The sequence below is a fragment of the Thermomonospora sp. CIF 1 genome, from assembly GCF_001896795.1.
Taxonomy (GTDB): domain Bacteria; phylum Actinomycetota; class Actinomycetes; order Streptosporangiales; family Streptosporangiaceae; genus Thermomonospora; species Thermomonospora curvata.
In genome coordinates this window covers 140,588-153,828 of sequence record NZ_MOYN02000023.1, presented here as the reverse complement: position 1 = coordinate 153,828, position 13,241 = coordinate 140,588, and the positions used below count along the sequence as shown (strand labels likewise).

The window sequence follows — 13,241 nt, the reverse complement described above, 5'->3', positions numbered from 1 at the left end:
TTCGGCCGGGCGAAAAGTGACGCAGAGTGTTGTGACGACCAGTCCGGGGGCTCAGAAATCGGTGTCGCCCACCGCCGCCCGCACCTCCTGCAGCGCCTCGAACAGCTTCCGGTAGCGCCCGGTCAGCTCGCCCAGCGGCCCTTCGGCGGCGTCGTCCTGGAGCGCGGCGTTGGCCTGCCGCACCCGTTCCAGCCCCGACCCGGTGAGGCGCACCAGGGTGGCCCGGCGGTCGTGCGGGTGGCGCTCGCGGGTCACCAGCCCGGCCCGCTCCAGCTGATCGACGGTGAGCGTGACGGTGGTCGGATGGATCATCAGGTACCGGCTGAGGGTGCCCAGCCGGGCCCGTTCCCCCTTGATCAACGACAGGGTGGTCAGCAGGAAGTAACCGGTCCGGCTGAGCTCGAAGGGCTTGAGCCGGTCGTCCAGGGCGCGGCTGACGATCTGGTGCAGCCGGCTGAGGGACCCGGTGGCCAGGAAGGGCCACGGGTCGCCGGGCAGGGTCTGCTCGGCCCAGCGCGCCCGGGTGACGGCGAGCGGGTCGAGGCGGGGCATGCGGCCGGGTTCCGGCATGGGGGCTCAAAAAGGTCGCGGCGGGCAGAGGGGCTTCCATATCCGGTCTCGCCCCCATGTCATTGCTGTGACCAGCGCAAATGCGGAGCGAGCCGGAGAAGTGCACACCCGGCGAATCCTAGTGAATGAGACAGCGGAAGGTAAGTACTCGCTTTTTAGAACATGTTCTAATAGAGTGCTGCAGATCACAGGGTGGGTTAGGAGCGACACGTGTGACCTTCAACCCTTCCGTGATCCAACCGACCTCGGTCGGCACCACCGGAGCAGGCCGTCCAGCCAGGGCGGTCACATCGGATGGGCACCGCGTCCGAAAGCGAAGGAGGCTGGTTTGACCCTTGATCTGGCCCCCATAGGCAAGGGCACCGGCTGACATGGCAGTGAGCCTGCACAACGCGCCCGACCGCGTGCTGCGCCGGGCCGGCAAGGCGCTGGATGAGACCGGACTGCTGTTCGTCATCTTCCTGGAGGGACTGCGCCGCACCTGGGACGTGCGGACCTGGTGGGGCGAGTTCATCGAGCAGTGCTGGTTCATCGCCCGCGTCACCAGCATGCCGGTGCTGCTGATCGCCATCCCGCTGGGCGCCACCATCTCGCTGCAGGCCGGTGACATCGCCCGCCAGCTGGGCGCCCAGTCCGGCACCGGCGCCCTGGTGGTGGCCAACATGATCACCCAGGTGGCGCCGCTGGCCTCGGCGCTGCTGATCTCCGGCGCCGGCGGCTCGGCCATCACCTCCGACATGGGAGCCCGCAACATCCGCGACGAGCTGGCCGCCATGGAGGTCATGGGCATCAACCCGGTGCACCGCCTGGTCACCCCCCGGCTGTGGGCGGCCAGCACGGTGGCGGTGCTGCTGTGCTCGGTGGTGATCCTGTCGGGCACCGCCGGGGGCTTTTACTTCAACGTCATCCAGCAGGGGGTCAGCCCCGGCGCCTACTTCGACGGAGCCACCTCGCTGCTGCAGTTCTCCGACCTGGTCGTCACCTTGTTCAAGGCGTGGATCTTCGGGTTCATCGCCGCCGCCGTGGCCTGCTATGCGGGCATGAACTGCGACCTGGGCCCGGTGGGCGTGGGACGCGCGGTCAACAAGGCGGTGGTGGTGACCTCGATCCTGGTGTTCTCGGCCAACTACGTGATCACCATGCTCTACCAGGTCCTCGTCCCCCCGAGGTTCTGATGGTCGCCACATCCCCCGCACTGTCGCCGCTGCGCCGGGCCGGCCGGGCCGCCCGCGACCGGCTGGCCGGCCTGAGCACCGCCCTCGACATGCCGGTCTTCCTCGGCCGGGTGCTCTACCACCTGGTGGTCGACATCGTGTTGCGCCGCAAGTACGGCAAGATGCTGCTCCGCCAGATCAGCGACATCACCGTCGGCGTCGGCGCCCTGGTGATCGGCGGCGGCATGATCTTCGTGGTCGCCACCATGGCGATGGCCACCGGCGCCATGGTCGGCATGCAGGGCTACCCGTCGCTGGAGCGCATCGGCGCCGAGGCCTTCAGCGGCGTGATGGCCAGCTTCGCCAACGTCCGCGAGGTCACCCCGATCATCGCCGGGGTGGCGCTCATCGCCCAGGTCGGCTCGGCCTTCACCGCCGAGATCGGGGCCATGCGGATCTCCGAGGAGATCGACGCCCTGGAGGTCATGGGCATCAACTCGCTGACCTTCCTGGTGTGCACCCGGGTCGCCGCGGGCGTCATCGCGCTCGTCCCGCTGTACCTGCTGGCGCTGTTCGCCAGCTTCTTCGCCACCCGCTTGATCACCGTCCAGTACTTCGGGCTGTCGCCGGGCATCTACGACTACTACTTCAACCTCTACCTGCCGCCCATCGACGTGCTCTACAGCGGGATCAAAGTGGCGGTGTTCGCGTTCGTGGTCATGTTCATCCACTGCTACCGCGGTTACTACGCCACCGGCGGCCCGGTGGGGGTGGGCGTCGCGGCGGGCCGGGCGATCCGGGAGTCCAGCGTCGCGATCATCGTGATCAACCTGCTTCTGTCCTACATCTTCTGGGGCCACGGCGGCACCGTGAGGTTGACCGGATGAACGATGAGAACCTGTCCCTGCGGTCGCGCCTGCTCTACGGCGCGATCGGCACCGCGGTCCTGGTGGCGGGAGCGGGCTACGCGCTGGCGGGCACCCAGCCCGACCACTCCGGCGCCACCTACTACCACGCCACCTTCGGCAAGGCCGGCCAGGGCCTGGACAAGCGGTCGGACGTGAAGATCCGCGGCATCACCGTCGGCGGCGTCGAGCAGGTCACGCTGCGGCCCGACGGGCGGGTCGCCGTCCGCATCCGCATCGACGAGAACATCAAGATCACCCGCAACGCGCAGGCCGCCATCGAGCCGGTCTCGGTGTTCGGTCCCAAAGACCTGACCATCGACCTGGGCCCCGAGGAGGGCAAGGGCCCCTACCTGCCGGACGGCGGCACCATCACCCGCACCAAGGACCCCGAGGAACTGGCGGACGTGGCCTGGCCCGCCTACCGGCTCACCCAGGCGCTGGACCCCCAGGACATCGCCACCCTGCTGCACACCTTCTCCGAAGGGCTCAACGGGCAGGGACCCGCGCTGCGCCGCACCATCGACAACGGCACCAAGCTGCTGGAGGTCGCCTACCGCCGCCGCGCCCAGATCCAGCGGCTGATCGACGACATCGCCGCCCTGTCGGGCACCCTCGGCGGCCGGGGCGCCGCCATCACCGCGCTGGCCGGCGACTTCAACGCCGTCTCCCCGGCCCTCAGCGACCGTCCCGACAAGGTCGGCCAGCTGCTGAACGAGGCCGGCAGGCTGTCGGACCAGGTCTCGAGCACCCTGCAGCGGCACGGCAGGGACATCGGCGAGATCATCGACGGCGGCGGCCGCGCGGTCGAGGTCCTCTACCGGGAACGCGCGGAGATCCCCACCCTGATCAGCGGGCTGACCGGCTTCTTCACGCTGCTGTCGGACATCATCCGCGTCCCCGGGCCGGAAGGCTCGCTGCTGGCCCAGGCCGTCGACTACCTCCCGCTGGACGTCTGCAAGATCATCGTGGACGTCTGCCGGGCCGACCCGGCCTCCGCCGGAACCTACCTGAGGCTCACCGGAGGTGTGCGATGAGCCGGCTGAGCAGGAAAGGACTGGGAAGAAGGGGCCGCGGCCCCGACACCCGCTCCCTGCTGTCGTTCACCGTCTTCGCCGCGCTGACCACCGCGCTGACCGTCTTCATCGCCCAGCAGATCCTGGCCACCGGCTGGGGCGACCGCTATGAGCTGACCGCCACCTTCGACGACGTGACCGGGCTGCTCACCGGCGACCAGGTCAAGCTGGCCGGGGTGCCGGTGGGCCGGGTCAACAAGATCGAGATCCGGCGGGGCCGGGCCGAGGTGGTCATGGAGGTGGACCGCAAGGTCCGCATCCCCGACGACTCCACCGCCGCGGTGCAGTGGCGCAACGTCATGGGCCAGCGGGTGGTCTACCTGCGGCCCGGCACCAGCGAGCGGATGCTGGCCGACGGCGGGCGGATCCCGCACACCCAGTCGGTGGTGGACCTGGGCGAGATCGTCAACTCGCTCGGCCCGCTGACCGGCAGCCTGGACCCGGACATGCTCAACAAGCTGCTGCAGGGCTTCGCCCAGGCGCTGGACGGCAACGAGCAGAACATCAACACGATGATCCAGAACATGGAGGTGCTGCTGGCCGCCTTCGGCCGGCGCGCCCAGACCATCCAGCGCATGGTGGAGGACTACCAGACGGTCGCCGAGGCGGTGCAGGCCCGGGACCGGCAGATCGCCGCGGCCGTGGACAACCTGGAGAAGCTGACGGAGGTGTTCGCCGCCAACCGCCGGTTGCTGGACGGCGCCCTGGTGGAGGTCTCCCGGCTCACCGCCGACCTGGACCAGGTGCTGGGCGACAACGAACAGCAGCTGTCGCGGATCGTGGAGAACCTGGCGTCCTTCACCCAGACCGCCCGCTGGAAGATCGACAACCTGGAGCGGATGGTCCAGCAGCTCCCGCTGGCGCTGCGGCAGCTGTTCGCCTCCGTCAACGGCGGCCACTTCCTGCGCAGCAACGCGCTGTGCCTGAACATCGTCCAGGGCCCCTGCCCGTTCGAGATGCGCTTCCCCCGCACCGGCAAGGCCCCCACCAAGGAGGAGCTGGACAAGCTCAAGCAGATGCTCACCGCCGCTTCGACGACGGGAGGCCGCTGATGGCGCTCAAGTCGTTGCGCGACGTCAACCAGCGGGTGGTCGCCCTGGTCTCGGTGAGCGTGATCGGCGCCGCCTGCGTGTTCGCCTTCGCCGTCGGCCAGCTGCACCTGCTGGAACGCGGCTATGAGGTGAGCGGCGTGTTCACCGACACCGGCGGGATCAAAGAGGGCGACGACGTCCGGGTGGCCGGGGTCAAGGCCGGCCGGGTGCTGCGGATCGAACCGGACTTCGGCAAAGGCCACGTCGTCATCACCTGGCGCGTGAACTCCGGCGTCGAGCTGGGCCTGCAGACCCGCGCCGACATCCAGACCGCCACCCTGCTGGGCGGGCGTTACCTGAAGCTGTCCGGCCCGGTCCCCGCCGACGGCCCCTTCCTGCACCAGCTTCCCAAGTCCCGGCGGCGGATCCCGCTGGAGCGCACCACCGTCCCCTACACCGTGACCGACGCGGTGGACGAGGCCACCGAGCTCACCCGCCGGCTCGATGAGCAGACCATCGACCGGCTGCTGGAGTCGGTCGCCAAGATAGAGTCGCCCAGCGCCGCCCGGCTGCAGCAGATGCTGGAGAACTTCCGCAAGCTGGCGGTCGCGCTGAACGAGTCCGCCCCGCAGATCGAGCGGCTGATCGCGGCCAGCCGGGACATCTCCGGCACGCTGGCGGCCAAGGACGCCCAGCTGAAGAAGATCATCGAGCACAGCCAGGCGCTGCTGCGCATGCTGGTGCAGCGCCGCCAGGAACTGGCCACGGCCATCGGCGACGGCGGGCGCACGGTGCGCACGCTGTCCAACGTGATCGCCCGCCACCAGCGCGAGCTGAACACCCTGCTGGACGACCTGCACCTGCTGACCACCCGGATCTCCTCCAACACCGACGCCCTCAACACCGCGTTCGCGCTGCTCGGCCCCACCTTCAGCCAGGTGGCCAAGGTCAAGGGCAACGGCAACTGGGTGGAGGGCATGATGACCGGCCTGGGCCCGCTCCAGCCGCCCGGCCCCATCTCCACGCCCAAGAAGGGGGGCGACTGATGAGACGCTTCCTCACCGCGGCCGCGGCGGCGACCCTGGCCGTCTCGCTGGCCGCCGCGCTGGGCGGCTGCTCGGTGCTCGGCGGGGATAGCGGCCGCCGGGAGATGACCGTGCGCTTCACCAAGGCCCGCTCGTTCTACCCCGGCTCCAAGGTCAAGATCATGGGAGTGGACGTCGGCCGGGTCGACAGCGTCCGCAACCGCGGCGACCACATCGAGGTCCGCTTCCACGTCCGCTCCGACATCCCGCTGCCCAAGGGGGTGCGGGCCTCCATCGTCCCGCTGAACCTGGTCGGCGAGCGCAATCTGGTGCTGCACCCGGCCTGGAAGCCCGGCCAGCCCAAGGAGACCGGCAACGAGATCCCCATCGAGCGCACCAGCGTGCCGGTGGAGGTGGACGATGCGCTCGCCTCGTTCACCGAGCTGAGCGACGCCCTGGACCCCACCAAGGTCAACAAGGCCCTGGAAGGCACCGCCGAGTCCTTCGCCGGCAACGGCAAGACCTTCAACGCCACCTTGGAGCAGGCCGCCCGGCTGGTGGAGAACGTCGCCGGCCAGGATGAGGAGCTGCTGGAGGTGGCGCGCAACCTCAACCGGCTGGCCGGGGTGGTGCGCGGACGCGAAGAGGTCCTCGGCCAGATCATCAACGACTTCGGCACCGCCACCCGGGTGCTGGCGACCGAACGCGGCCAGCTGCAGGAGCTGGTGCGCGGGGTGCTCAAGCTCACCGAGCACGGCGATGAGCTGCTGAAGAAGTACAAGGGACAGCTGCCCTACGACCTGGCGGTGCTCACCCGGTTCGCGCTGCTGCTGCAGGGCCAAAGCGAGCGGGTGGCCCTGCTGATCAAGTCGCTGCCGGAGGTGGACGCGGCGTTGCTGGGCGGTTACAACCCCAAGTACAAGGCGCTGAACCTGCGTTTCGCCACGGACGTGTTCCTGCGCACCTGGCTGACGGGCCTGCTGGGCACCGATGAGGTGCCCTGTCCGCTGCCCCCGCCCAACTCCAACTGCCCCTGGGAGCAGGGAGGCGACTGATGCGACGGACGCTCATCCTCACCCTGGCGGCCGTCCTGCTGGCCACCGGCTGTTCGGTGCGCACCTTCGGAGCGCCCAAGGGCGGTCTCACGCTGGTCGCCGTCTTCGACGACGTCCAGCAGCTGACCGTCGGGCACAGCGTGCAGCTGTCGGACGTGAAGGTGGGCTCGGTCACCGACGTGAAACTGGTGTCGGGCTACAAGGCCGAGGTCACCATGTCCATCGTCGACGGGCACCGCATCCCGCAGGGCACCTCGGCGGAGATCAAGGTGACCTCGCTGCTGGGGGAGAACTTCGTGGAGCTGCGGCTGCCGCCCGGCCGGGACATGTCCACCGGCCCGTTCCTGCGAAGCGGCGACCGGATCACCCAGACCAGCACCCAGCCGTCCTTCGAACAGGTGGTGGGCCGGGCCGGGCCGCTGCTGGACGCGCTGGCCGGCGACGACCTGGCCGCCATCGTCGAGGCCGGGGCCACCGCCCTGGGCGGCAACGGCCCCAAGCTGAATGCCGCCGTCGCCAAATCCGCCAAGCTGCTGGATATGTTCGCCGACCAGCGGGCGGAGCTGACCACGGCGGTCGACGAGTTCGCCCGGCTGGGCCGCGCCCTGGCCAAGGGCTCTGACGCGCTGGGGCGGGCGCCGGAGGAGCTGGAGCGCACCACCCGGATGCTCAACCAGAACGCCGAGGAGATGCTGCGCGCCGTCGAGAAGCTGACCCGCACCGCCCGGCTGCTGGGCGATGAGGTCCTCGAAGGCCGGGTGCTGCGGCTGAAGAACCTCATCCGCCAGGTGGACCCGGTGCTCGACCAGCTGGCCGGTGACCGCAGGCGGCTGGGCGCCCTGGTGGACGGGATCGAGGTGTTCACCCGCGAGCTGCCGCTGGCCACCTACGACGGCCAGCTGCTGCTGTACCCGCTGCTGCGGTTCGTCCTGGACGACGGGACGATTCTGCCCAGCTCGGCCGGCGGCCGGGCCGCCCGCGGCGGCGTCCGGCGCACCAAAGCGGCCGACCCGGTGCCGCCCAAGGTCCGGGAGGCGATGCCCAACCTCGACGACATCTGGGAGCGGCCCCGATGAACAGCCGGATCCTGATCAACGTCGCGGCCTTCGCGGCCCTGGGCGTGGTCCTGGTGGTCTGGGCCTTCAGCAGTGTGGTGCGGTTCGACTTCATCGAACGGCCCTACCAGATCACCGTGGTGTTCGAGTCCTCGCCGGGGCTGCACCCCAACTTCGAGGTGGACTACCTGGGCACCCGGATCGGCAAGATCGACTCGGTCCGGCTGCGCGACGGCCAGGTGGTGGTGAAGCTGGACATCGACCGCAACGTGCGGATCCCGCGCGCGGTGACCGCCGCGGCGGCCCGCAAGTCGGCGGTCGGCGAGCCGGTGGTGGAGCTGACCCCCAAGCCGGGCCAGGCCGACGGCCCGCGGATGCCCACCGACGGCTCGGGGCTGATCCCGGTCACCGACACCTCCGTCCCGCCCAAGTACGGCGACCTGTTCGGCGCGGTCAACAAGACCCTCAAGGCGATCGACCCCGACTCGGCCGGCAGCCTGCTGCACGAGCTGGCGGTGGGCTGGGCCGGCCGGGAGGACTCGCTGCGGCAGATCATCACCGGAAGCGACCAGATCACCGCCACGTTCGCCCGGGACACCGAGCTGGTGGACCAGCTGACCGCGGACATGGGCCGGATCGCCGCCGTGCTGGCCGACAACCGCCGGCAGCTGGGCTCGGGGATCGACGATCTGGCGGCGCTGACCGCCGCGCTGCGGCAGGTGCGCGGGGAGATCGCCCGGCTGCGCGACCGCGGCCCGAACCTGCTGGCCACCGTCAACGGGCTGCTGGCCGAGACCGGCCCCGACATCAACTGCGCGGTGGACGCGCTGGCCGGCATGGACCTCACCAAGCACAACCCCGGCCTGTATGAGGACCTGCGGCAGACCCTGGTCATGGCCGGGCCGCTGGTGAACGTGCTCACCAACATCATCGGCGAGGACCAGGGCCAGAAGGTCCTCAACATCGTGTTCATGATGACCTTCAACGCCAAGGCGACGCTGGAGTACAAAAAGCCGCTGCCGCAGCCGACGGTCGCCGAGATCCCCACCTGCGCGGACGGCCGCCAGCCCGGAAAGGCCAAGCAGAAGGACTTCCAAGGCAAGGACCCCGGCGATACGCTGCCCCCCCATGACCCGTCCGCCCAGCAGCAGACCGCCGGCCGGCACCTGGCCCGCCCGGCTTCCGGCGCCGCGCCCGAGCCCGGCGGCCCGCCGATGTGGCTGGTGTATCTGCCGCCGCTGCTTGCGCTGCTGGTGCTGGCCAAGGTCATAGTGGGCTCGATCCCCGTGCTGTCCCGCCTGCGCCGACGCAGGTGACCCCCCAAGGAGCGCCGACATGACAGCCAAGACCAGCAAGGACGCAGCCGAGGACGCCGAGGGCGCCGCGGCGGAGGGCCGGCCCGACGCCGCGGCTAAGGCCCGTCCGGCGCGCAAGAAGGTCCGCCGGGTCCGGGTCATCGAGGTCATCGACGACGGTGAGGACGACGACCTGCGGGACGTGTTGGAGGTCCTCGACCGGCAGGAGGAGCCGGGCGAGGGCGCCGAGCGGGCGGATCGGGACGGGCGGGAGGCCGCCGAGACCGAAACCGACCGGACCGTTGAGGACAAGACCGAGGCCAAGACCGAGGCCGAGGCTGAGGACGGGAACGCCTCCCCGGCGGGGTCGGACACCGAGCCCGAGCAGGCCGGGTCCAAGACGAAGCCCTTGAAGAAACCGGCCAAGGTCAAGCCGAAGCCGGCCGAAGACGTCCCGGCCCGCAGGGCGTCGCTGTTCGGCCTGCCGGCCGTCCCGGCGGCCGTCGCGGTGGTGCTCATCGCCGCCCTGGCCACGCTGTCGATCGTGCTGTGGCGGTCCCAGCACGAGCTGTCGCAGCGGGAGGAGGCCCGCCGCGAGGTGATCAAGGTGGTCACCGACTACGGCAACGCGGTGCTCAGCTACGACCGCACCGACTTGAAGAACTCGGTGGAGCGGGCGCATTCCTTCCTGACCGGCGACGCCCTCACCAAGGCCCGGCAGATCGACATCGACCAGCTGCAAAAGAGCCTGGATGAGAGCCGTTTCTCGGTGACGTCCAAGACCAGCCAGGTCTATGTGGCCGGGGTCGACGACATGTTCGCCAGCGCCGTGCTGGTCTTCGACATCACCTTCCAGAGCACCAGCGGCACCCAGGAGGTCAAGCGCAACTATCTGAGCTTGAGCCTGGTCCGCCAGGACGGCACCTGGAAGATCAGCCAGCAAAAGCCCGCCGGCCGCGAGAGCGACGGCACCACCGACGTGACCGACCTGGAGGGCGGGCAGAACGCCGGCGGTTCCAAGGACACCGGCGGCAAGGAGGACAAGTCCAAGGACTGAGCAGCCGAGGAGAACTGCACCCGCCCGATGCAACTAAGGCAAGCCTCATCTGGATGGGGCTTGCCTTAGTCATTGGGCGATCCGGTGAGACGGCCGAACGGGCGCGCACCATGGGCTACGGGATCGCGGGCGGCGCGATCGCGATGGCGGGCGAGGGAGGCGCCGGTGCGGCCGGCGGCGCTGGGCGGCCGCGGGCTGTGACTTTGCCGCCTGGACGGCGGCGAAGCCCTGGGACTGTACGTGGGGTTCCCGCACCGGTCAGGGATCTCCCCGGCCCTCGCCGCCTCGTGGCCTCCGTCCCGGGTTGCGTGGCGGTAGGCGGAATTTGCGTGTCGCCCGAAGGATTTGACCGTGGAATCCCGGATGTTCGGCGTGCCGCGGAGCGGCGATCCTAAGGGCGGTCGCAAGGCTGCGTAGCGGGGAGCGCAGCCCCTGACCGGGCCCGTGGCCCGGCGCCGTGGGGGCAGGGGGATCCGCGCCGGGCCGCCGGGTTCACCCGGCCCCGGTTTCCCACGCCGCGGCCCGGCGGCCGCAGGCGCCGGTCAGCCCGTCCGGCTCGCCTTGGCCAGAGCCTGCTCGATGTCGTCCCACAGATCGTCCAGGTCCTCGATGCCCACGGCCAGCCGGACGGTGCCGGCGCCGATCCCGGCCTCGGCCAGCGCCCGCTCGTCCAGCCCCCGATGCGAGGTGCTGGCCGGATGCAGCACCAGCGTCTTGGTCCCGCCCAGCGAGGGGGCCATGCGCACCAGGCGCAGGCTCTCGGCGAACACCCGCCCGGCCTCCCGCCCGCCGGCCAGGTCGATCGACAGCACCCCGCCGAACCCGCCGTCCAGCAGCCGCCGGGCGACCCGGTGGTGGGGGTGCGACTCCAGGCCGGGGTAGTGCACCCGCTCCACCGCCGGATGCCCGGCCAGGCGCCGGGCCAGGCCGAGCGCGTTGTGGCAGTGCTGGGCCATCCGCAGCGGGAGCGTGGCCATTCCCCGCACCGACAGCCAGGCGGTCATCGGGTCGATGCCGGCGCCCAGCTCCAGGGAGTGGTGCCAGATGCGGCGGTAAAGGTCCGCGTCGGCGCAGACCACCACCCCGGCCAGCACGTCCGAGTGCCCGCCCAGGTACTTGGTGGCCGAGTGGATCACGATGTCGATGCCGTGTTCCAGGGGCCGGCACAGCACCGGGGTGGCGAAGGTGTTGTCCACCGCGGTCAGCACCCCCGCCTCCCGGGCGAGTGCGGCCAGCGCGGGCAGGTCCACCACCTCGGTGGTGGGGTTGGTGATCGTCTCCAGGTAGAGCAGCCGGGTGCGCGGACGCAGCGCGGCGCGCACCTGCCGCAGGTCGTCCCCGGAGACGTGGGTGACCTCCACGCCCCACCGTTCGGCCAGGTCGCGCAGCAGCGTGTAGGTGCCCCCGTACAGCGACCGCTGGGCGATCACATGGTCGCCCGAGCGCAGCAGCGACATCAGCACGGCGTTCACCGCCCCCATGCCCGAGCCGGTGGCCAGCGCCCCGGCGCCGCCCTCCAGGTCGTTGACGGCCTCCTCGAACATGCGGACGGTCGGGTTGCCCATCCGGCTGTAGTAGAAGGCGCGATGGCCGTCCTCATCGGCCCGGGCCGGCCCCTCGAAGGCCGCCGCCATCGCCTCGGCGTCCTCGAAGGAGAACAAATGCCCCTGGTAGATGGGGGTGGACAGCGGCAGGCTGCCGACCGGCCGGATCAGGGGCGGATGCGCCGCGCGGGTGCGCGGGTGAAGGTCGCGGTGAAGGTCGTCCATGCCTTCAGGGTGCGGACGCCCCGGCGGCGGCGACAGATCCAATCGCCGTTATTGGCCCGCTCGGCCCCGCGGATTCTCACAGGTAGAACCCGGTGGCCGGGCCGGAGGCCTCGGCGGCGGGGGCCGGCTGCTCGCCCTTGCGCAGCGCCGCCAGCTCGGCCAGCGTGGCGCCCTCGGGGCCGATCAGCGACGGGTCGGCGTCCTGGCCCAGCCAGCGCAGGGCCTCGTCCCGGGTCAGCGGGCCCACCTCGATCTGCGCCAGGCAGCGGCCGGGGCGGATCACCGCCGGGTGCAGCCGGGTCAGGTCCTCGTTGGTGGTGATGGCCACCAGCACGTCCCGGCCCTGCCCGAGCATCCCGTCGGTCAAGTTGAGCAGCCGCGACAGGCCCTGGCCGGTGGACTGCTTGGCCTCTCCGCGGATCAGCTCGTCGCAGTCCTCCAGGATCAGCAGCCGCCAGCGCCGCTTGCCGCCGTCGTCATCGGCGCCGACCGCCACCTGCATCAGGTAGCCGGGGTCGCTGAAGAGCACCTCCGGGTCCAGCACGCAGTCGGCCTGGCACCAGTCCACCCAGGCGCGGGCCAGCGCCCGCAGCGCGGTGGTCTTGCCGGTGCCGGGCGGGCCGTGCAGCAACAGCAGCCGCCCGGACACCTGGGACGGGTTCAGCCGCATCACCCGGTCGAGGGCCTCGGCGACGGGGGCGGTGTAGTTGCCGCGGATGTCCGCCCAGGTGTCGGCGGAGATGATCCGCTCGCGGCGGCTGGGGCCGTGCCTGGCCATGTGCCAAAAGCCCATCTCCACCTGGGTCTCGTCGGGGGACGGCGGCTCGGTGGCGTCCCGGACCGTCTCGGCCAGCACCGCCTCGGCCAGCTCCCGGCTGACCGCCGAGACCGCCACGTAGGCGTTGCCGCTGTCCCACCGGTTGACCAGGAGCGTCCAGCCGTCGCCCGCGGCCAGCACCGAGTGCTTGTCGTCCTCGCTGGCGGTGCGCAGCACCCGGCCGCCTTCCGGGCACAGCGGGGCGTCGGCCTTCACATGCTCCAGCCGGGTCGACTTGGACCAGGGCTGCTCGCCGGTGGCGAAGGGGCGCAGCGACAGCACGTCCAGCACGTCGGCGGGGGAATTGTTGTCGCTGAGGTTGAAGACGACCGACATCGCCAGGTCGGGCTCGCTTGCGGAGACTTCGACCAGGTGCAGTATCTCCTGCGGCCTTTCCTGCGACATCGACATGCCTCCGATGATCGGGCGTCC

General features: G+C 70.7%; 12 protein-coding genes. 9 read left to right on the top strand and 3 right to left on the bottom strand.

Annotated features, from left to right (window positions below; genetic code table 11):
• Positions 1-51: 51 nt before the first annotated feature.
• On the bottom strand, positions 52-570 hold the full coding sequence (locus tag BUE48_RS19045) for a MarR family winged helix-turn-helix transcriptional regulator (RefSeq protein ID WP_012854146.1): 519 nt from the start codon (positions 568-570) through the stop codon (positions 52-54).
• Between the two features lie 371 nt (positions 571-941).
• Between BUE48_RS19045 and BUE48_RS19040 the strand changes: the two genes are divergently transcribed.
• From BUE48_RS19040 to BUE48_RS19000, 9 genes are read left to right on the top strand one after another with little or no spacing between them, the layout of a single operon-like run.
• Entirely contained in the window at positions 942-1,745 is an 804-nt protein-coding gene (locus tag BUE48_RS19040; RefSeq protein ID WP_012854145.1) for an MlaE family ABC transporter permease, read from the top strand.
• A complete protein-coding gene (locus tag BUE48_RS19035) occupies positions 1,745-2,611 on the top strand; it encodes an MlaE family ABC transporter permease (RefSeq protein ID WP_286990672.1) in 867 nt (288 codons plus the stop codon). The genes BUE48_RS19040 and BUE48_RS19035 overlap by 1 nt, the downstream gene beginning before the upstream one ends.
• A complete protein-coding gene (locus tag BUE48_RS19030; RefSeq protein ID WP_012854143.1) occupies positions 2,608-3,666 on the top strand; it encodes an MCE family protein in 1,059 nt (352 codons plus the stop codon). Before BUE48_RS19035 ends, BUE48_RS19030 begins: the two co-directional genes overlap by 4 nt.
• Positions 3,663-4,757 (top strand): MCE family protein, encoded by a 1,095-nt coding sequence (locus tag BUE48_RS19025; protein ID WP_012854142.1) that lies wholly within the window; start codon positions 3,663-3,665, stop codon positions 4,755-4,757. The genes BUE48_RS19030 and BUE48_RS19025 overlap by 4 nt, the downstream gene beginning before the upstream one ends.
• A complete protein-coding gene (locus BUE48_RS19020) occupies positions 4,757-5,782 on the top strand; it encodes an MlaD family protein (RefSeq protein ID WP_012854141.1) in 1,026 nt (341 codons plus the stop codon). The genes BUE48_RS19025 and BUE48_RS19020 overlap by 1 nt, the downstream gene beginning before the upstream one ends.
• A complete protein-coding gene (locus BUE48_RS19015) occupies positions 5,782-6,816 on the top strand; it encodes an MCE family protein (RefSeq protein WP_012854140.1) in 1,035 nt (344 codons plus the stop codon). Before BUE48_RS19020 ends, BUE48_RS19015 begins: the two co-directional genes overlap by 1 nt.
• The gene (locus BUE48_RS19010) at positions 6,816-7,892 is read left to right on the top strand and encodes an MlaD family protein (RefSeq protein WP_286990671.1); all 1,077 of its coding nucleotides are present in this window, start codon (positions 6,816-6,818) and stop codon (positions 7,890-7,892) included. Before BUE48_RS19015 ends, BUE48_RS19010 begins: the two co-directional genes overlap by 1 nt.
• Positions 7,889-9,187 (top strand): MCE family protein, encoded by a 1,299-nt coding sequence (locus BUE48_RS19005; protein WP_012854138.1) that lies wholly within the window; start codon positions 7,889-7,891, stop codon positions 9,185-9,187. Before BUE48_RS19010 ends, BUE48_RS19005 begins: the two co-directional genes overlap by 4 nt.
• 19 nt (positions 9,188-9,206) lie before the next feature.
• Complete coding sequence (locus BUE48_RS19000; protein ID WP_286990670.1) at positions 9,207-10,223, top strand: hypothetical protein; 1,017 nt, start codon at positions 9,207-9,209, stop codon at positions 10,221-10,223.
• Positions 10,224-10,765: 542 nt separating this feature from the next.
• Here BUE48_RS19000 and BUE48_RS18995 read toward each other — a convergent pair.
• Positions 10,766-11,992: a trans-sulfuration enzyme family protein gene (locus tag BUE48_RS18995; protein ID WP_012854136.1), complete on the bottom strand. Its 1,227-nt coding sequence runs from the start codon at positions 11,990-11,992 to the stop codon at positions 10,766-10,768.
• A 76-nt stretch (positions 11,993-12,068) separates the two neighbouring features.
• On the bottom strand, positions 12,069-13,220 hold the full coding sequence (locus BUE48_RS18990) for a DUF5925 domain-containing protein (protein ID WP_245536898.1): 1,152 nt from the start codon (positions 13,218-13,220) through the stop codon (positions 12,069-12,071).
• Between the last annotated feature and the right edge of the window lie 21 nt (positions 13,221-13,241).

Bases quoted from the DNA above. Each gene is read 5' to 3' on its own strand.
- BUE48_RS19045 (WP_012854146.1), bottom strand. From the start codon at position 570: ATGCCGGAACCCGGCCGCATGCCCCGCCTCGACCCGCTCGCCGTCACC.
- BUE48_RS19040 (WP_012854145.1), top strand. From the start codon at position 942: ATGGCAGTGAGCCTGCACAACGCGCCCGACCGCGTGCTGCGCCGGGCC.
- BUE48_RS19035 (WP_286990672.1), top strand. From the start codon at position 1,745: ATGGTCGCCACATCCCCCGCACTGTCGCCGCTGCGCCGGGCCGGCCGG.
- BUE48_RS19030 (WP_012854143.1), top strand. From the start codon at position 2,608: ATGAACGATGAGAACCTGTCCCTGCGGTCGCGCCTGCTCTACGGCGCG.
- BUE48_RS19025 (WP_012854142.1), top strand. From the start codon at position 3,663: ATGAGCCGGCTGAGCAGGAAAGGACTGGGAAGAAGGGGCCGCGGCCCC.
- BUE48_RS19020 (WP_012854141.1), top strand. From the start codon at position 4,757: ATGGCGCTCAAGTCGTTGCGCGACGTCAACCAGCGGGTGGTCGCCCTG.
- BUE48_RS19015 (WP_012854140.1), top strand. From the start codon at position 5,782: ATGAGACGCTTCCTCACCGCGGCCGCGGCGGCGACCCTGGCCGTCTCG.
- BUE48_RS19010 (WP_286990671.1), top strand. From the start codon at position 6,816: ATGCGACGGACGCTCATCCTCACCCTGGCGGCCGTCCTGCTGGCCACC.
- BUE48_RS19005 (WP_012854138.1), top strand. From the start codon at position 7,889: ATGAACAGCCGGATCCTGATCAACGTCGCGGCCTTCGCGGCCCTGGGC.
- BUE48_RS19000 (WP_286990670.1), top strand. From the start codon at position 9,207: ATGACAGCCAAGACCAGCAAGGACGCAGCCGAGGACGCCGAGGGCGCC.
- BUE48_RS18995 (WP_012854136.1), bottom strand. From the start codon at position 11,992: ATGGACGACCTTCACCGCGACCTTCACCCGCGCACCCGCGCGGCGCAT.
- BUE48_RS18990 (WP_245536898.1), bottom strand. From the start codon at position 13,220: ATGTCGATGTCGCAGGAAAGGCCGCAGGAGATACTGCACCTGGTCGAA.